General features: G+C 67.7%; 14 protein-coding genes. 7 read left to right on the top strand and 7 right to left on the bottom strand.

Features of this window, described 5'->3' with window-relative positions; all coding sequences use genetic code 11:
• The first annotated feature begins 47 nt into the window (after positions 1-47).
• Together QRM96_RS02355 and QRM96_RS02350 are read left to right on the top strand one after the other, a co-directional pair.
• A complete protein-coding gene (locus QRM96_RS02355) occupies positions 48-800 on the top strand; it encodes a lytic transglycosylase domain-containing protein (RefSeq protein ID WP_133831482.1) in 753 nt (250 codons plus the stop codon).
• Positions 801-873: 73 nt separating this feature from the next.
• Positions 874-1,410, top strand: coding sequence for a GNAT family N-acetyltransferase (locus tag QRM96_RS02350; protein WP_285318203.1), 537 nt, complete (start codon positions 874-876; stop codon positions 1,408-1,410).
• A 46-nt stretch (positions 1,411-1,456) separates the two neighbouring features.
• Here the strand turns inward: QRM96_RS02350 and QRM96_RS02345 are convergent, their stop codons facing one another.
• The 6 genes from QRM96_RS02345 to QRM96_RS02320 are packed head-to-tail and all read right to left on the bottom strand — an operon-like array spanning position 1,457 to position 8,192.
• Positions 1,457-3,229, bottom strand: coding sequence for a glycoside hydrolase family 35 protein (locus QRM96_RS02345; protein WP_285318201.1), 1,773 nt, complete (start codon positions 3,227-3,229; stop codon positions 1,457-1,459).
• 10 nt (positions 3,230-3,239) lie between these two features.
• Positions 3,240-3,974, bottom strand: a complete 735-nt coding sequence (locus QRM96_RS02340; protein ID WP_133831484.1) for a DUF624 domain-containing protein — start codon at positions 3,972-3,974, stop codon at positions 3,240-3,242.
• Positions 3,971-4,906: a carbohydrate ABC transporter permease gene (locus QRM96_RS02335; protein WP_133831485.1), complete on the bottom strand. Its 936-nt coding sequence runs from the start codon at positions 4,904-4,906 to the stop codon at positions 3,971-3,973. The genes QRM96_RS02340 and QRM96_RS02335 overlap by 4 nt, the downstream gene beginning before the upstream one ends.
• Complete coding sequence (locus QRM96_RS02330; protein WP_018761190.1) at positions 4,906-5,844, bottom strand: carbohydrate ABC transporter permease; 939 nt, start codon at positions 5,842-5,844, stop codon at positions 4,906-4,908. The genes QRM96_RS02335 and QRM96_RS02330 overlap by 1 nt, the downstream gene beginning before the upstream one ends.
• Positions 5,845-5,853: 9 nt before the next feature.
• Complete coding sequence (locus QRM96_RS02325) at positions 5,854-7,134, bottom strand: ABC transporter substrate-binding protein (protein WP_133831486.1); 1,281 nt, start codon at positions 7,132-7,134, stop codon at positions 5,854-5,856.
• Between the two features lie 44 nt (positions 7,135-7,178).
• A complete protein-coding gene (locus tag QRM96_RS02320; RefSeq protein WP_285318200.1) occupies positions 7,179-8,192 on the bottom strand; it encodes a hydroxyacid dehydrogenase in 1,014 nt (337 codons plus the stop codon).
• Positions 8,193-8,352: 160 nt separating this feature from the next.
• On the opposite strand from QRM96_RS02320, the gene QRM96_RS02315 reads away from it, so the two are divergent.
• The 3 genes from QRM96_RS02315 to QRM96_RS02305 all read left to right on the top strand — a co-directional run bounded on the left by QRM96_RS02315 (position 8,353) and on the right by QRM96_RS02305 (position 13,483).
• Positions 8,353-10,362 (top strand): heparinase II/III family protein, encoded by a 2,010-nt coding sequence (locus tag QRM96_RS02315; protein ID WP_285318198.1) that lies wholly within the window; start codon positions 8,353-8,355, stop codon positions 10,360-10,362.
• On the top strand, positions 10,359-11,504 hold the full coding sequence (locus tag QRM96_RS02310) for a LacI family DNA-binding transcriptional regulator (RefSeq protein ID WP_133831488.1): 1,146 nt from the start codon (positions 10,359-10,361) through the stop codon (positions 11,502-11,504). The genes QRM96_RS02315 and QRM96_RS02310 overlap by 4 nt, the downstream gene beginning before the upstream one ends.
• Before the next feature lie 65 nt (positions 11,505-11,569).
• The gene (locus QRM96_RS02305) at positions 11,570-13,483 is read left to right on the top strand and encodes a DUF2264 domain-containing protein (RefSeq protein ID WP_285318196.1); all 1,914 of its coding nucleotides are present in this window, start codon (positions 11,570-11,572) and stop codon (positions 13,481-13,483) included.
• 32 nt (positions 13,484-13,515) lie between these two features.
• On the opposite strand, the gene QRM96_RS02300 is transcribed toward QRM96_RS02305, so the two are convergent.
• The gene (locus QRM96_RS02300; protein WP_285318195.1) at positions 13,516-14,982 is read right to left on the bottom strand and encodes an FAD-binding oxidoreductase; all 1,467 of its coding nucleotides are present in this window, start codon (positions 14,980-14,982) and stop codon (positions 13,516-13,518) included.
• Positions 14,983-15,216: 234 nt separating this feature from the next.
• On the opposite strand from QRM96_RS02300, the gene QRM96_RS02295 reads away from it, so the two are divergent.
• Positions 15,217-15,996, top strand: coding sequence for an SDR family oxidoreductase (locus QRM96_RS02295; protein ID WP_109044665.1), 780 nt, complete (start codon positions 15,217-15,219; stop codon positions 15,994-15,996).
• Between the two features lie 112 nt (positions 15,997-16,108).
• On the top strand, positions 16,109-17,002 hold the full coding sequence (locus QRM96_RS02290) for an SMP-30/gluconolactonase/LRE family protein (RefSeq protein WP_285318192.1): 894 nt from the start codon (positions 16,109-16,111) through the stop codon (positions 17,000-17,002).
• Positions 17,003-17,010: the final 8 nt, after the last annotated feature.

Here is a 17,010-nt window from a genome sequence, read left to right as displayed (position 1 = left end):
GTACCCAGCCGTCAACCGGCTGCGGCCGGAAATGGTTTGATTGGTCAGTGCTCCGTTTCAAACGCTACCTGGTTCTCTGCCTCTTCCTGGTGGGCGTTATGACCGCGTTCTCGTTCTGGGCCATCGGGCAGCCGGGCGCTGACGCACACGGGGCCTTTTCGCCGCCGCCCCGGGCGGCCGTAAAGATGGATGCGTTGTCCGCCGGCATGACGACGGCGGTGAAGGTGACCAGGACCCCGGACGGTGGGTGGCTCGCGCAGGCGGCCGCGCAGACCGGGATCCCCGCTACCGTGCTGCGCGTGTATGTTGCCGCAGCTGCTGCTGCCAACGATTCCAATCCTGGCTGCGGGATCGGCTGGAACACGGTGGCGGCCGTGGGCTTCGTCGAATCGGCGCACGGAACTTACGGCGGCGGGAGCCTGGACAAGGACGGTCACGCAACGGGCCCCATTGTGGGCCCAAGCCTCAACGGCGCCGGCTTCGCCGCCATCCCTGACACGGACGGCGGTGCCCTGGATGGTGACGCCCGCTGGGACCATGCCGTTGGACCGATGCAGTTCATCCCTTCCACCTGGAAGATGGCGGGCCTGGACGGAAACGGCGACGGCCTGGCGGATCCGTTCAACCTGGACGACGCCGCCCTCACCGCCGCGACGTACCTGTGCGGCCACGGCCGCGACCTGACCACAGCGCAGGGGTGGACTAATGCCATCTACTCGTACAACCAGTCAGATGCCTACATCCGGCAGGTGCGCGCCCAGGCCACTGCCTATGCCGCGAAGACGGGCACGGCCGAGTAGCACAGAATTAAGGGCGTGGTTAGACACCTGCCAGGGCAATCCGCCACACCCGCACGGCAGGTAGTCTGGGCGCGTGGACTTCTCCTGCGAACTCGCCAACGGCATCGTGCTCCGTCCCGTCCACCTGTCTGACGCCGCGCCGCTGGCCGCCGCGTTCCAGGCCAACCGCGCTTACCTCGCACCGTGGGAACCGGTCAGGCCCGAGGAGTTCTACACGGTCCAGGGCCAGCATGACGTCCTCACCCGGCGGCTGAAGGACCTCGACGACGGCACCGCACTCCCGATGGTCCTCGTGGCGGACAAGGCAGTGGTCGGCCTGCTGACCCTGAGCTCGATCGTCCGCGGCGCCTTCCAAAACGCCCACGTGGGTTACTGGACCGCACAGGACGCCCAAGGGGGAGGGCTCATGACGTCGGCGCTGGCCGCGGCGATGATCATTGCCAAGGCCCAACTCGGCCTGCACCGCCTCGAGGCGGCCACGCTCCTGCACAACACGGCATCGCAACGGGTGCTGGAGAAGAACGGCTTCGAGGAGTACGGCACCGCCCGGGCCTACCTGCGGATCGCCGGCCAGTGGCAGGACCACCGCATGTACCAGCGCATCCTTTAAGAGCGCCGGACCGCGGCAGCCGCTGCCGCTTTGAGACGCGGGGAGCCTACTTTTCGTCCGGCCCAAGGTCCGGGCCGGACACGAACTGCGCTGCGCGGGTGGCGCTGCCTTGCAGTTCGAGAATGGCGAGTTCGTTGCTGCCGGCCCGGATCAGGGGCCCTGGCACGTAGAGAGTGCGCTGCGGCCCGCGGCTCCAGTAACGGCCCAGGTTGAAGCCGTTGATGAAGGCGTTGCCCTTGGTCCATCCGTCCAGCCGCAAATACCGGTCGCCGGGAGCGTCGGCCGTGAAGGTGGCGAAGGAGACGGAAGGTCCGGCCACGCCGCCGGAGCCGTGCGGCGCACCGCCCCCGGAACCGGGCAGCGGCACTGCAGCGGCCCGGAAAGCCGCAAGGGACGAAAGGTCCACACGCCGGATGGTCCAGTCCGCAAGCTCAACGCCATTCAGCAGCGCCGGCCCGATCAGGCCCTTGGCTTCGCCGATCCTTGGCCCGTAGTTGACCCGGCCCTGGTCTTCGACCAGGATCTGCAGTTTCCCACCTGACGGCAGGACGATGGTGCGCTCGCCGAGTTCGCGGGCCAGGACACCCGCCGGGATGCCGTCCAGGAAGAACTGGGCGCGGTCTCGCACGTCGCTGAACGTGAGGACTCCGGCGTCGGGCATGTGCCGTTCGTAGAGGACGAACCCCCGGTACTGGCCGGTGGCCTCGCCCGGTGGCACGGGGCCGGGGACCGCTGCGGCGGGCAGGGCGCCGGCAACGTCCAGCAGCGCGGCGCTCGACCCCACAACCACCGCCGCCTCGGCAGCGGCCGGGCGCCGCGAAGGGACCTCCGGAGGAACGGGGAAATGTTTGGCTATGACCTCGCGGAACGCAAAGTACTTGTCGGTGGGGTGTCCGTCCTCGGACAGCGGGGCGTCATAGTCGTAGGAGGTGATGGTGGGTTCGTAGATGCCTTTGTCGTTCGCGCCGTTGGTGAATCCGAAGTTCGTGCCGCCGTGGAACATGTAGATATTCACCGACGCCCCGGCGGACAGCAAGGTGTCCAGCTCGGCGGCGGACGCGGCGGCGTCCGTGGTGTGGTGGTGCGTTCCCCAGGTGTCGAACCAGCCGTTCCAGAACTCTGCACACATGAGCGGGCCGTCCGCCTGCCGTTCCCGCAGGAACGCAAGCCGCTCGGCGGCGCGGGAACCAAAAGTGCCGGTCTTGTGCAGCCCTGGCAGTGAGCCGTCCTCGATCATGGTCCCGAACGGCTGGTCGCAGGTAAAAAGGGGAACGTCCACGCCTGCCCGCCTTGCGACGTCCACCAGGTGTTGCAGGTACGCCTTGTCCGAGCCGTGTGCGCCGTACTCGTTCTCGATCTGGAACAGGATGACCGGCCCGCCGCGGGTGGCCTGCCGCTCCGCGACGATGGGCAGCAGGTTCTCCATGAAACCATCCACCGCCGCCAGGTAACGGGGTTCGCTGCTGCGGATACCGATCGAGGGATCGGTGAAAAGCCACGCCGGCAGTCCGCCGTTGTCCCATTCCGCGCAGATATACGGCCCCGGCCGCACGATGGCCCGCATTCCTTCCGCGTCTGCCAGGTCCAGGAACCGGGCAAGGTCCAGGCCGCCGCCGGTCCGGAACACTCCGGGAGCGGGGGAGTGCTCGTTCCACGGCACGTACGTTTCGATGGTGTTCAGGCCCATCAGCCGCGCCTTGCGGATCCGGTCTGCCCAAAGGTCCGGGTGGACGCGGAAGTAGTGGATGGCCCCGGAGAGGATGCGGAACGGCTCCCCGTCCAGCAGGAAGTCGCGGCTGCCGATGGCAAAGGTGTGCACGGAGGGAATCCTAGGAAGTACGCAGGACGGAAGAGTAGGCATAGGCGGCGTTGCTCCAAGCCACAAACAGCAGCGGTGCCGGTGCCAGGGCCACGCCCAGGACCGGTTGCAGCACGGCCGCGGAGGCAATGATCCCCAGCAGCACCAGCATGGCCAGGCTCAGGTACCAGCGCTGGACGGACAGGTAGAGGGACGCCTTGAGCAGGCTTTTCAGCCCGCTGCCGGGAAGGAGTACGACGCCGGCAATCGCCATCACGGCCACGCTCACGGTCATCGCGGCGGCCACCACGATCACGGGCACCAGGAGTGCGGCGGCCGGCATGGACTGCACGATCGCCAGGTCCACGCCAAGGAAGAGCAGTACCGCCACGGCCGCGACTCCGAGCAGGGCCGCCCGACGGAAACCGCGCCGGTAGCCCCGCAGGAAGGAGGCCACCGGCTTGGCCGCGGCGCCGTCGTCGCGCAATGCCTGGAAGGAGGCGAAGAGTCCGGCGAGCGACGGCGCAACGGTGACGCACAGCGCCAGGAAGAAAGGCCATGCCGCGGCCGGATCCGCCACCAGGGCAAGGCACAGCACCAGCGGGGCGTTGGCGAGCGCCACGAGCACATTACCGGCCAGGAAGGTGTAGATGAAGCCGAAAATGCTGCCGAACGCGTCGAACCCGGGGCTGGGGATGCGCCCGGCCAGGCCGCGCCGCGGGGGCCCACCCGGCCGGGACGTGTGGTCCTGCGCCACGGAGGTCATCCCTTCATCCCGCTCGTGGCGATGCCCTGGATGAAGTACCGCTGCCCGATGAGGAAGATGGCCAGGATGGGGATCACCGAGATGACGGACCCGGTCATGATCATGGCGTACTCGGCGTCGAACTGGCCCACGAAGGAACGCAGCCCCAGCTGAACGGTCCAGAGCCGGTTGGAGGTGAGGTAGATGAACGGGCCCATGTAGTCGTTCCACGTGTTCACGAACGTCAGCAGTGCCAGGCTGGCCAGCGCCGGCTTGGACAGCGGCAGGATCACCCGGGCCCAGATCCCGTATTCGCTCAAGCCATCGATCCGGGCGGCTTCGCACAGTTCATCAGGGATGGTCATGTAGTACTGCCGCATCAGGAAAACACCGAATGCGCCGAACGCCTGGAGCAGGATCAGGGCGTTGAAGCTGTTGGTCAGGCCCAGGTTCTGCATCATGATGTACTGCGGCACCATGTAGGCCTGCCAGGGCACGGCGATGGTGCCGATGTAGCAGAGGAACAGGACGTCCCGGCCCGGGAAACGGACCTTGGAGAAGCCGTAGGCTGCCAGCGATCCGGTGAGCACCTGCAGGAAGGTGATGATCACGGCCAGGTACAGCGAGTTCTGCAGGTACCCCATCATGGGGATCCGGGTCCAGATGTCCGTGTAGTTGCTCCACACGAACTCGCTGGGAATCCACTGGATGGGCACCGTGAGGACCTGGTTGTTTTCCTTCAGCGAGGAGGAGACCATCCAGATGAACGGCACCATGAGCGCCACCACCAGCACGGCCAGCACGGCGTAGATGACAAGGTCTGTGGTGCGTTTTTTCTGCTCCCGCGGTGAACGGCGGCGTTCGGTGCGGCGGTCCTCTTCGGCGGTGTTCGGGGGAAGCCCGATTCCCAGGAGCCGGGACTCGGCCTTGAGGTCTTCGGCCATGTTGGTCATCAGCGTTCCCTCCGCTGTTGGATCTTGAACTGCAGGACGGTGACCGTCAGCACGATCAGGAACAGCACGAGCGAGATCGCGGACGAGTAGCCGAACTTCCCCTCGCCGATGCCCTCCTGGTAGATGAGCTGGGACAGGACCGTGGTGGAGCGGCCGGGACCGCCGTTGGTCATCACCACGATGAGGTCGAAGACCTTGAAACTGGAAACCGTCAGCATGACCACCACGAAGAACGTGGTGGGCCGCAGCGACGGAATGGTGACGTTCCAGAACCGCTGCCAGGCGCTGGCGCCGTCAACCTCCGCGGCCTCGTAAAGTTCCGAGGGGATAGCCTGCAGGCCCGCCAGGTACAGCACCATGTAATAGCCCATGTCCCGCCAGACGCTGGTGATGATGACGGCGGGAAGTGCCCAGTCCGAGCTGGAGGTCCAGCCCGGCGCGTTGGCGATACCGATCGCGTGCAGGAACTGGTTGATGGGTCCGTTGTCCGGGCTGAAAAGCATGTTCCAGACGACGGCGACGGCCACCAGGGAGGTGATGTACGGGAAGAAGATGGCCACCCGGAAGAAGCCGATGCCTTTGAGCTTGCGGTTCAGCAGCATGGCCAGCAGCAGGGCCAGGGCCATGGTCAGCGGCACGTGCCCGATCGCGTAGACCACGGTGTTCCGCAGGGCCACCCAGAAGGAGTCGCTGGCCAGCATCCGCTGGAAGTTCGCCAGTCCCACCCATTTGGGGGCACTGAAGGAGGTCCATTCCATGAAGGAAAGGGCGAAGGCGGCCAGCACCGGGATGAGCGTGAAGGCCAGGAATCCCAGGAAGTTCGGCAGGATGAACGTCCAGCCGATCAGGGTGTTGCGCCGCGCCTGTTTCCGGTTGCCCCGGCCGGGAGCCGGGGCTGCAGCGGGCGCGGCGGCCGGGGTGATGGTTTTGGTTGTCATGGCTGCCTGTTACTGGCCCAGGACTTCGCTCTTGACACGCTTGCCCATCTCGGCGATTCCGTCGGCAACCGACTTCTCACCGACCATGATGAGGTCGTGCTCCTGGTTCAGGATCTTGTCCGTGGCCGCGGACTTGTCGCTGACCGGCATCTCCAGGGCGGTGCTGTCCGGCGCGAATGCCTTCTTGGACAGGGCATCGGTGGGCATGCCGTCGAGCTTGAAGTAGGCGTCCGTCACGGCGTCGTCCTGGAGGGCCGGGACCACGCCCACCTTGGAGATGGCCTTGGCTCCTTCTTCGCCGGCGGCCCACTCGATGAACTTCCTGGCCTCGTCGGAGTGGGTGGCGTTCTTGTTCACGGCGAAGGCGGTGGGGGAGCCGAAAGTGGTGGTTTTGCCGTTCGAGTCCTTCTGCGGCATGGGTGCAAGGCCCCAGTTGACGTTGGTCTTGCCGTCCTTCTTGGCCTGCAGCAGGCCGGCGATGTACCAGGTGCCCATGGGCATCATGGCAGCCTGGCCGCTTTCGAACATGGTCCGGTAACTGGTCTTCTGGCTCTTGGCCGTTGCGTAGTCCAGGGAGGCGCCGCTCTTCTGCAGGTCAAGGGCCATGGTGTATTGGTCCTTGAAGTAGCTGTAGTCGCCGCTGTTCTGGTCCTTGCCGTTCTGGGCCGCGGAGATGGCTTCCACCACCGAGCGCCAGATGTGCTGGTAGGTACCGTAGACCTTCTTGCCGTCGGGGGCGGTGCCGCTGAGTTTCTTGGCGATCTCGGCGTACTTGTCCCAGGTCAGGTCCTTGGGGTCGTCGATGCCGGCCGCCTTGAAGAGGTCCTTGTTGTAGTAGAGCAGCCAGAAGTCCTGGCGGTACGGGGCCGCGTAGTACTTGCCGTTGATGTTGAATGCGTCAAGGGTTGCCAGCTTGTCCTTGCCCACGGCGTCCACCACGTTGTTGATTTCCTGGAGCTGGCCGTTGTTCGCGTAGCGGGCATAGTCGATGACGTTCTTCATGGTCAGGACGTCGGTGGTGTCGCCGCCGGCCAGCATGGTGGTGACTTTCTGCGGATAGTCGTCGGCCAGGATGTCAACGGGTTCGATGTGGACGTTGGGGTGGCTGGCTTCGTAGCCGTCGAAGAGGGCCTTGAATTCCGGTGTCCCTGCGTAGTTCCACACGGATACCGTCAACGTGGTCTTGCCGTCCTGGGCCTGCGGTGCCGTGCCTGCGGCCCCGGCGCATCCGGACAGGCCGAGACCTGCGGTGACGGCCAGCGCCATGGCGGTGAAAGTCCTGCGCTTCATTGCGTTCTCCTTTGAGGTTTTGGTTGTGTGCGGCGTGAGGTTGTTCAGGCGCTGAGGGAGAGGTCTGCTGAGACCACTTGCGCCGCGAGTTGCTGCCCGGTCAGGTAGCGTTCAAGGTCGTTCAGTGCTGCATCGGACATCCGCCGGGTTTCCGTTCCCAGAGAGCCTGCGATGTGCGGAGTGATCTCCACGTTGGGAAGGTCGTAGAGAATCGAGTCCGCCGGGAGCGGTTCGGGTTCGGTGACATCCAACAAGGCCTGGATCCGGCCCGTGGCGCACTCGGCTTCGAGGGCCTGCGTGTCCACCAGTGAACCCCGCGCGGTGTTGATCAGTGTTGCGTGGTCCTTCATGGCCTGCAGCTCGGCGGACCCGATCATGTGCCGGGTTTCCGGCAGGGCCGGGGCGTGGACCGTGACGATGTCCGAGGACTCCAGCAGCTCCTGCAGGGACACCAGTTTCCCGCCGGCGTCCGCCACGGCCGCGGAGTCCGCATGGGGGTCGCTGACCAGGCAGGTCACGTCCTGCAGCTGCTGGACCAGCCGGACCACCCGGCGGCCGATGCGGGAGAACCCGATCACGCCGATCACCCGGCCGATGTTGCCCAACTCCCCGCGTGACGTGGCGTAGCCCCAGTCCTCGCGGTGGATGCGTGCGTCGTTCGCGAGCACGTGGGCCTTCTTGCCGGCCAGCACGATCGAAGCGAAAGTGAACTCGGCTACCGGGATGGCGTTTGCGTCGGCGCCGTTCGTCACCACGATGCCGCGTTTCCACAGCTCCGGGGTGACGAAGCTGCGAACTGTACCGGCACAATGGAACACCGCACGCAGGTTGGGCATCCGTGCCAGGGCAGGCGCGTCGAGGCGGGGCACCCCCCAGCTGGTCAGCAGGATTTCGACGTCGGCCAGGTGGCCGGTGATCGCCGGGTTGTCCAGGGAATCGGTCCACGGCGCTTTGCCCAGGTCCACCAGGCCCGCCAGCCGGTCGAGCCGCAGGGAATCGAACTGGTCGGCAAAGGTTCCCTGGTTCATGACCAGCAGGGCCTTGGGTTTACGCGACATTCGGGCCTCCTTTCTTCATTGGTTGGAGAGCGGATCGGGCCGCTGTTCATGTCTTGCATCACATCTAACAATCAGTACATACTCATGAACAAGACAGAACAACCAAGATGATCTAGATCACCCTCAAACGATCATGATCGAACAACAGAATCGATTTTTGATGCCTATTCCGTTAATCCCCGGCGCGGCAACGCCGCCCGGCGCCCCCCTTGCATCGGCGTGGGGGACGCACGCCCGGCCGGATGAGCTGCTGCGCGCCCTCGAGGGCGCGGAGGCCCGCATCACCGTCCGCCCGTCAGGCGATCGAGCCTGGCGCGCTGTGTCCGGAACCAGCCTGGCGGCGCTGCAGCATCAGGCGGTCCTGGAACACGGAACGCCTTGGCCGCAACCGCTGGTTTCCCACTACGCGAGCTACTTCCGTGACGGCAACCGCACCGCCTACGAGGATCTGGTGGCTGCCAGGCAGCAGAGACTCACCCGAGCCGTGGTGATGGCCCTGACCGCTGCCGACCGTGATAAAGCCGACGGGTGGCTTGACGATGTTGTGGACGGCGCCTACCTCCTCTGCGAGCAAAGCTCCTGGTCCTGGGCGGCACACGACGACGTTTTCCGCTGCTCCGGGGACGTGGTTCCGGACCGGGGGCGGCCGTTCCTCGACCTGGGCGCCGGCGAGGTGGCCGCCCAGCTGGCCTGGCTTGACCACGTCCTCGGTGCCCGCCTGGACAGCCGGGCGCCCGGCCTGCGGAAGCGCCTGCGCGAGGAAACCCACCAACGCGTGATCGAGCCCTTCCTGGAACGGCTCGACTGGCACTGGCTGGGCCTGGACGGTGACGTCCACAACTGGAATCCGTGGATCCATTCGAACCTCATCGTCGCGGCGCTGTTCCTGGTGGACGATTCCCGCCTGCAGGCCCGGGTCCTGGCCCGCTGCATCGAGGGGATGGACCGTTTCCTGGCCGCCATTCCGGCGGACGGCGCCATCGACGAAGGTTTTGCCTATTGGTGGAATGGGGCGGGCCGCGCCTTGGAGGGCCTGGCGCTGCTGGAGGAGGCCACCGCGGGCGTCCTCGGTGCCGGCTTGCCGGTGATCCGGGAGCTCGTTGCCTTCCCGCACCGGATGCACATCGGCGGCCCCTGGTTCCTGAACGTAGCGGACGGGCCCGCACGCGCCGCCACGGCCCTTCCGTGGGACATGCTCCACCGCTGGGCAGTGCGCCTGGGGGACGATGACGCGGCACGGCACGCGGCCTCGATGCTCTCCGGGGCGCCGGATGCGGCCGCCGGGTTGGGCCGCGTCCTGCATTCCCTGTTCCGGAGTGCGTCGGCGCCCGGGCGTCCCCAAGGCGTCAATGGCGCCTTCCCGCTGGTGCCGTTCACCTACCTGCCGTCGGTCCAGATCATGGTTGCCCGGGAAACGGCAGGTTCCACCCGCGGCCTCCTCCTCGCCGCCAAGGGCGGCCACAACGGCGAGCACCACAACCACCGCGACGTCGGATCCGTGGTGGTTGCCGTGGACGGCACCCCCGTGCTGGTGGACGCCGGCCAGCCCACGTACACCGCAAAGACGTTTGGTCCGGACCGCTACGATATCCGCGCCATGCAAAGCAGCTGGCACAACGTCCCTGCCCCGTTCGGCATGGAGCAGGGAACAGGCAGCGGGTTCGCCGCCGAAGTCCTCGGGTTGCCCACGGCGGAGCAGCCACGACTCCGACTCGCCCTGGGGGCAGCCTACGGGCTGCAGCCGCACCAGTGGATCCGCACGTCCACCCTGGACCGGGCCACAGGCCGGGTCACTATTGCCGACCACTGGGACCTCCGGGCCGGCCCGCACAGTGGAGGCCCGCACGCTCCAGCACCGGACGGAGCGGCGTCCGACGTCGACATCACGTTCCTGGCATCCGGCACCGTCCGCGTCGGTCCGGCGGGCAGCGCGGAAGTCCACCCGGCCGGTATTCCCGGCACGGACCCCGGAGGCACCGCGGCAACCGGGCGGGGAGCCGCCTTGCGCTGGGAGCCTGGATCCGCCGTCGTCCTCGTGGATGAATGGCACCTGGAAGACCCGCTGCTGTCCGCCGTCTGGGGACCGAAACTCACCCGCCTGCGCTTCCGCGCGCCAACCCCGCCCGGCGCCCCAGGCGCATTCACCCTCACTATGGAGGCAACACCATGAGTCCGGATCCATCCGCCGGCGCGGAAGGAAAATCGTTGTTTTCCCTGCAGCGCCGGGAACGGCTCATGGAGGAGCTGCGCGCCCATGGCGCCATCACCGTCAGGGACATTGCGGCGCGGTTCGGGGTCAGTGAGCTGACCATCCGCCGCGACGTGAACACCCTGGCGGATGAAGGGCTGGTGTCCCGGGTCCACGGCGGCGCCACGCTGCCCAGCCCGCTGGACCGCACCGCGGCGGGCCGGCCGGCCAACCACAGCTACTCGATCGGCATGGTGGTCCCGTCGCTGGACTACTACTGGCCGCAGGTGATCAGCGGGGCGCGTGCCGAAGCGGAAGTCCAGAACCTCCGGATCCTGGTCCGCGGCTCCGCCTACGACGCCGCAGACAACCGGCGGCAGGTCCAGGCCCTCCTGGATACCCAAAACATCGACGGACTGATCGTGGCACCGGACATGGGCGGGGAGCACGGGCAGGAGCTGCTGCGGTGGCTTAACGCGCTGCCCATCCCGGTGGTGCTGGCCGAACGCCGCTCGCCGCCCGAGGTTCCGGCGCACCGGCTCGAGTGGGTGGCCACGGACCATGCCTTTGGCGCCGGCATGGCCGTACGGCACCTGTGGCAGGAAGGGCACCGGCGGATCGGCTGCCTGACGGACTCCTCCAGCCCCACCAGCCCGCACGTCGTCCGGGGTTGGCAGCAGGCCCTCACCGCGCTCAAGATTCCAGTCCAGGGAGCCGTCCTCGAAGACTCCGTGAAACAGGTCAACGGTGACCGGGCACAGCACTTCGACCAGGTGCTGGCACTCTGCTCCGCAACCGGTACCACCGCCATCTTGGTGCATTCGGACACCCAGGCGGTCGCATTCGTCCAGCACTGCGTGGACCGTGGACTTGCCGTGCCGGGGGACATCGCTGTGGTGGGATATGACGACGAGGTGGCCTACCTCGGCGAACCCGCCATTTCAGCCGTCCGCCCGCCCAAGCAGTACGTGGGCAAGGTGGCGGTCCAGCTCGTGGCCGCCCGGCTCGCCGAGGGCCGGATGCGGCCCGTGCACCGGGTGGAACTGAATCCCGACCTGATCCTGCGTGATTCATCGGTGGGGGCGCCGCGCGCTGCCACGGGTGCGCTGCTGGACTCGCCGTAATCACGATGCCGCTCCGCGGGCCGCCCACTGCCCGGCCCGCGGGCAACACACACCCCTAGGAATCCATGCCTGTCCCTGCACGTCCCCTCGCCCTTGTCCTTCCCCCGCTGGACCGGGACTTGTCGCCCTACACCGGCCTCACCCGTGAGCACTGGTGCGCCTACGCGGACCACCTGCTGCGCTCGGCGCACAGATTCGCCACCGACGACCACGCCAACCTGTTCCTGCCGGGCGCCACCAGCGCCTACGGTCGCCGAAGCGACTCGCTCGAAGCCTTCGCCCGCACATTCCTGCTCGCCTCCTTCCGGATCGCCGGAGACCCGGAGGGCACCCGCTGGCTCGCGGACTGGTACGCGAAAGGGCTCGACGCCGGCACCGACCCCGCCAACCCCGACCGCTGGCCCACGCCGGGCGAACTGGACCAGGCCAAGGTGGAAGCCGCATCGCTGGCCGTTGGACTGGCCCTGACCCGCGACGTCCTCTGGGACACGTTGCCCCGCCGGGTGCAGGAACAACTGATCGCCTGGTTCGAGACGGTGATTGGTGAAACCTACCCACCAATCAACTGGGTGTGGTTCCAGATCATGGTGGAGATCTTCCTCGCCGGCGTTGGCGGCAGGTCTTCGGATGCCGATATCGACGCCGGCCTGGCCGTCCATGACTCCCTCCACCGCGGCCACGGCTGGTTCGCCGACGGGCCGGAGCGCGCGTACGACCACTACGTGGGCTGGGCCTTCCAGGTGTATCCGCAGTTGCTGCAGCTCATGGCGCCCGGGGATCCCCGGGTGCAGGCGCGGGCGGCGCTGGACGGCGGCCGGCTGGCGGACTTCCTCGACGACGCCATCCACCTGGTGGGGGCGGACGGCGCGCCCCTGGTCCAGGGCCGCAGCCTGATCTACCGCTTTGCGGCGGCAGCCCCGTTCTGGAGCGGCCAGCTGCTGGGCCATAACCGGTTGAGCCCCGGTGTCTCGCGGCGGGCAGCGTCCGGTGTCCTGGCCTATTTCATGGGCCGTGGGGCGACGAACGACGACGGCCTGCTCACCATTGGGTTCCACGGCGAGTTCCCGGGCATGAAGCAGTCCTACTCCGGCGCAGGTTCGCCCTACTGGGCGGCCAAGGGGATGCTGGGCCTGGCCCTTCCGGCGGACCACCCGGCGTGGACCGCCGTCGAGGAGCCGTTGCCGGTGGAGACCGCAGACACCCGGCTGTTCATCCCGGCCCCGGGCTGGCAGGTGGATGGCACGGCAGCGGACGGCGTGGTCCGGGTCCGTAACCATGGAACCGACCACGCCAACCCCGGAACCCGGGTGGCTGATTCACCGCTGTACGCACGCCTGGGTTACTCCACGGCCACCTTCCCGGACCTGGCGTCCGAGTCCTTGGACAACGCGGTGGTGTTCGCCGATGCCGGCGGGCGGCTGACGCACCGCACCGGGTTTGATTTCCTGGGCCAATTCGGCGCCGGCGGGGTGCAGGTGGGCGCCTCCCGTGCGGCCACGCACTGGATCGCGATCGATCCCGACGGCGGTCCGGACCACGGCAGCGGAGCTGCCGGGGTTGCCACGCCCGGTCCGGAAGTGACGGTTGTTTCGGTGACGCGCGGCGCCGTCGAGCTTCGCCTGGTGCGTGTGCGCGGGGCGTCCGGGGCGGCCGCGCGGCTGCGGATCGGCGGGTGGCCGGTCCCCGCCGGGTCCACGCTCAGCAGTGTGGTCCGTCCCGTGGGCTGGGGGCAGGACCTTGACGACGCCGGCACGTGGCAGTCGGAGGCGCCGCACCCGGTGGGGGAGCAGGTGGCCATTCCGTGGGCCGGCACCGCCGGTCCGGCGGCTGACGGAGATTACGCGGCCGTCGTCGGACTCGGCGGGAACGGACTCACCACCGAACTGGACGCCGCCGGCTTCCGCGGGGACGGCCTGTTCGTGTTTGCCGACGGCACTGCCGTGGACCCCGCCGCCGTGTGGGCTCAGCTCCGGCCGTAGGTCCGGCACCTTCCGCACGGGCCCACTGCACCTCAGGACGTTGCGGCGCCCTCGGCCGGAGGTGCCGCGGGCGGCGCAGCGGCCTCGTGCGGCGCCGCCTCCGATGGCGCCGTGGCCCCTGCCGCGGCGGGCTTGATGTTCTGGTTCACATGGAAGAAGTTGTCGGGGTCGTACTTCGCCTTCAGGTGGGCAAGCCGCGCATAGTTCGATCCGAGGGTGTCCTCGATCCGGGACTGGTCGTCGGCGTCCTGGAAGTTAAGGTAGCCGCCGGGCTCGGAGAACTCGTGCAGCGCGGACCAATATTCCCGGACCCAGGCAATGTTTCGCTCGTTTTCCGCCGGGTCGGGCCACTGCGCCGCGATGACCGGCGCAAAGTCAACGTCGCGGTACGCGAACGCGGTGGCCTCGGGCGCCACCCTCTGGACCGCCCCGTCGATCGGATAGAAGTGGTTGGCCGAGTGGACGCTGGGAATACCCGGTGCGTACTCGACGGCGGTCCGCAACGCCTCGTCGCTGAGGGTGCGGAGGAAGTCAGCCTTCCAGTAACCCTGCAGTCCCGGAACGCCGCTGAGTCCGTCGAACATGACGTTCAGCGCCGGGTACGGCATGGGTGCGAAAAAGCTGCCCAGCACCGTCCCCGCGTCAAGCATCTTCTGCCAGTGTGCCGGTCCCGCGTCAAGATCGCCCGTCCACATGCCGGCAATCACGGCCACCGGCTTCCCGTGCCATTCTTCGGGAAGGAACGGGACCGGCGGTCCCTGGTGGAATCCAAGGAAGGCCCCCATCTCGTCGGGCTCGGCGGCGATCCACTCCCGGTAGGCAGCGCCCACCGCGGCACCGGCCGATGCATCGAAGAACATGATCCCCACATGCACCATGTCCACCGGGTGCAGCCGGAATTCCATCGACGTCACCACGCCGAAGTTGCCGCTTCCGCCCCGCAGCGCCCAAAAAAGGTCCACGTTTTCCGCGTCGCTGGCCGTGACGAAGGTCCCGTCGGCAAGGACCACGTCCGCTGAAGCAAGGTTGTCGCAGCTCAGCCCATACTTCCGGGAAAGGTAGCCGATGCCCCCGCCGAGCGTGAGGCCGGCGACCCCGGTTGAACCGATAATCCCGCCGGTACTGGCCAGCCCGAACGCATGCGCAGCGTGGTTGTAGTCCGCCCACGTGGCGCCGGGCTCCACCCGGGCCAGCCGTGCCGCGGGGTCTACGCGGACGCCGCGGCGGGCCGAGAAATCAAGGACCAGGCCGCCGTCGACCGTCCCAAATCCCGGGGCACTGTGTCCGCCGCCACGCACGGCGACCTCGATCCCGAGGCCCCTGGCGAACCGGACGGCCGCCAGGACGTCCGCCACCTGCGAGACCCGCAGGACTGCTGCCGGACGGCGGCTGATCATGCCGTTGTAGACAAGGCGCGCGGCCTCATACTCGGCGTCCTCCTCTTCGATGACCTGCCCGCGGACCTGTTCGCGGAGCACGTTGAAACGTTCGCTACCCATCACAACTCCAGATATTTGTGTCGAAGACCAGGGGCAGCCGGCTCCATACAGGGCCCAGCGGGGGCCAGCATGATGATTCTTTCGGTATACGCCTGGCCTCTGGCGGGGTCAAGGGAGCGCCGGTGCCATCGGCCCGGTCCGGGCCGCAGGGGCCGTTGGACCCTGTCCTGCCCGCCAACACCCCCTCTACTGTGAAACCGAACACGTCACCGCAGCAACGCTTAAGGGGATCGAATGACCCGGATATCAGTCGTCACCGGCGCCGCCTCCGGCATTGGCAAGGCAACCAAAGAGCTGCTGGAGCAGCGGGGCGGCCGCGTCATTGGCGTGGACATCCACGGCACTGACGTGACCGCCGACCTTTCAACCCCCGCAGGGCGGACAGCGCTGGTGCAGGGAGTCCGGGACCTGGCGGAGCAGGTGGACGCCGTGTACGCGGTGGCCGGCCTGGCCACCCCCACGCCGGCTACCGTGGCGGTGAATTTCTTCGGCACCGTCGCCACCCTTGATGGCCTGCGCCCGCTCCTGGCCGGATCCCCTTCCCCGCGGGCCGTGCTGGTCTCCTCGATGGCCGCCCTGATGCCCAGCGACCCCGACCTCGTTTCCCTGCTCACGGCAGGGGACGAAGCGGCGTCGCTTGCCCGCGCCGAGGTCCTGGCCCGGGAACCGGAAACCACAGGGGGACTCATCTACGCCTCCACCAAGCTGGCGCTCTCACGCTGGGTCCGGCGGCAGGCAGCCACCCCGGAATGGGCCGGCGCAGGCATCCCGCTCAACGCCGTCGCCCCCGGCATCATTGCCACCCCCATGACGGCGGGCCTGATTGACACAGCCGAAGGCCGGGAAGCCCTGCTTGCGATGGTCCCGATGCCGTTGAACGGCATCGCCGAACCGATCGCCGTGGCCCGCCTGCTGGCCTGGCTCGGCGGCGAGGAAAATACCCACCTGTGCGGCCAAGTGGTTTACATCGACGGCGGCAGCGACGCCGTCCTGCGCGGCGACTCCGTCTGGTAACCCCGCAGCCACCCGGGCTGCACGGCCTCCCGCCTGATCCACGGCGTCGGCGCGGGACAGGCGCCCCGCCCCGGCCGTGGGGCTATGGTGGTGCCTATGCGAAGGTGCGCCGATGGCTGATGGACTGACGACGGGCGCCTTGGAGTGCCTATATACGGGAACCGTCTGGGCTGAAGGGCCCGTGTGGGTGCCCTCGACGCAGACCGTGCGCTGGAGCGACATTCCCAACAACCGCATCCTGGAATTCGACCCCGCCACCGGCGCCGTCCGCGACTACGCGCAGAACGTCGAATTCACCAATGGGCGCACGCTCGACCACGACGGCAGCGTGGTGCAGTGCAGCCACGGCCGACGCCGGGTGGAACGGGACAGGAACGGCACCGTGACCGGCCTGGTTGATTCCTTCCGGGGCCACAGGCTGAACTCGCCCAACGACGTGGTCATTGCCGGCGACGCGTCCATCTGGTTCACCGACCCGCCCTACGGCATCCTTCCCGGCACCACGGAAGGGCACGAGGGCGAGCAGGAATACGGAGGCTGCTACGTGTTCCGTCTCGATCCGGCGTCCGGAAACCTTGACGCCGTGATCCCCGACCTCGTGCACCCCAACGGGCTGGCGTTCTCCCCGGACGAGACTGTCCTGTACGTGGCGGACACCGCCGGGCCCAGCCACGGGGTGCCGCTGAGGATCGTGGCCTACGACGTTCGCGATTCCGCCTGCGGGCCCGGCCGCGTCGTGGTGGAACTCCCCGACGGGCAGGCAGCCGACGGACTCCGGGTCGATGTCGAGGGCAGGATCTGGACCTCCGCAGGCCCAGCCGTCAGGATGTACTCCGCATCTTTCGAGTTGCTGGCTTCCATCGACGTCCCGGAGACGGTTTCCAACCTGTGCTTCGGCGGCCCGGACGGCCGGGACCTCTATCTCACCGCGACCACCAGCCTGTACCGGATCCGCACCAGCACAAGCGATGCGGCCGGCCGGAACATTCCATCAACCCATCCCTGAACGTAAGG

The sequence above is a fragment of the Pseudarthrobacter sp. lyk4-40-TYG-27 genome (assembly GCF_030209295.1).
In the GTDB taxonomy this organism is placed as follows: Bacteria; Actinomycetota; Actinomycetes; order Actinomycetales; family Micrococcaceae; genus Arthrobacter.
The sequence above is the reverse complement of the archived record's forward strand: the minus strand, read 5'-3'. Positions and strand labels throughout refer to the sequence as shown.

Excerpts from the sequence above, each read along its gene's own strand:
- QRM96_RS02340 (WP_133831484.1), bottom strand. The coding sequence starts at position 3,974 with ATGACCTCCGTGGCGCAGGACCACACGTCCCGGCCGGGTGGGCCCCCG.
- QRM96_RS02335 (WP_133831485.1), bottom strand. The coding sequence starts at position 4,906 with ATGACCAACATGGCCGAAGACCTCAAGGCCGAGTCCCGGCTCCTGGGA.
- QRM96_RS02330 (WP_018761190.1), bottom strand. The coding sequence starts at position 5,844 with ATGACAACCAAAACCATCACCCCGGCCGCCGCGCCCGCTGCAGCCCCG.
- QRM96_RS02325 (WP_133831486.1), bottom strand. The coding sequence starts at position 7,134 with ATGAAGCGCAGGACTTTCACCGCCATGGCGCTGGCCGTCACCGCAGGT.
- QRM96_RS02320 (WP_285318200.1), bottom strand. The coding sequence starts at position 8,192 with ATGTCGCGTAAACCCAAGGCCCTGCTGGTCATGAACCAGGGAACCTTT.
- QRM96_RS02315 (WP_285318198.1), top strand. The coding sequence starts at position 8,353 with ATGCCTATTCCGTTAATCCCCGGCGCGGCAACGCCGCCCGGCGCCCCC.
- QRM96_RS02310 (WP_133831488.1), top strand. The coding sequence starts at position 10,359 with ATGAGTCCGGATCCATCCGCCGGCGCGGAAGGAAAATCGTTGTTTTCC.
- QRM96_RS02305 (WP_285318196.1), top strand. The coding sequence starts at position 11,570 with ATGCCTGTCCCTGCACGTCCCCTCGCCCTTGTCCTTCCCCCGCTGGAC.
- QRM96_RS02300 (WP_285318195.1), bottom strand. The coding sequence starts at position 14,982 with ATGGGTAGCGAACGTTTCAACGTGCTCCGCGAACAGGTCCGCGGGCAG.
- QRM96_RS02295 (WP_109044665.1), top strand. The coding sequence starts at position 15,217 with ATGACCCGGATATCAGTCGTCACCGGCGCCGCCTCCGGCATTGGCAAG.
- QRM96_RS02290 (WP_285318192.1), top strand. The coding sequence starts at position 16,109 with ATGGCTGATGGACTGACGACGGGCGCCTTGGAGTGCCTATATACGGGA.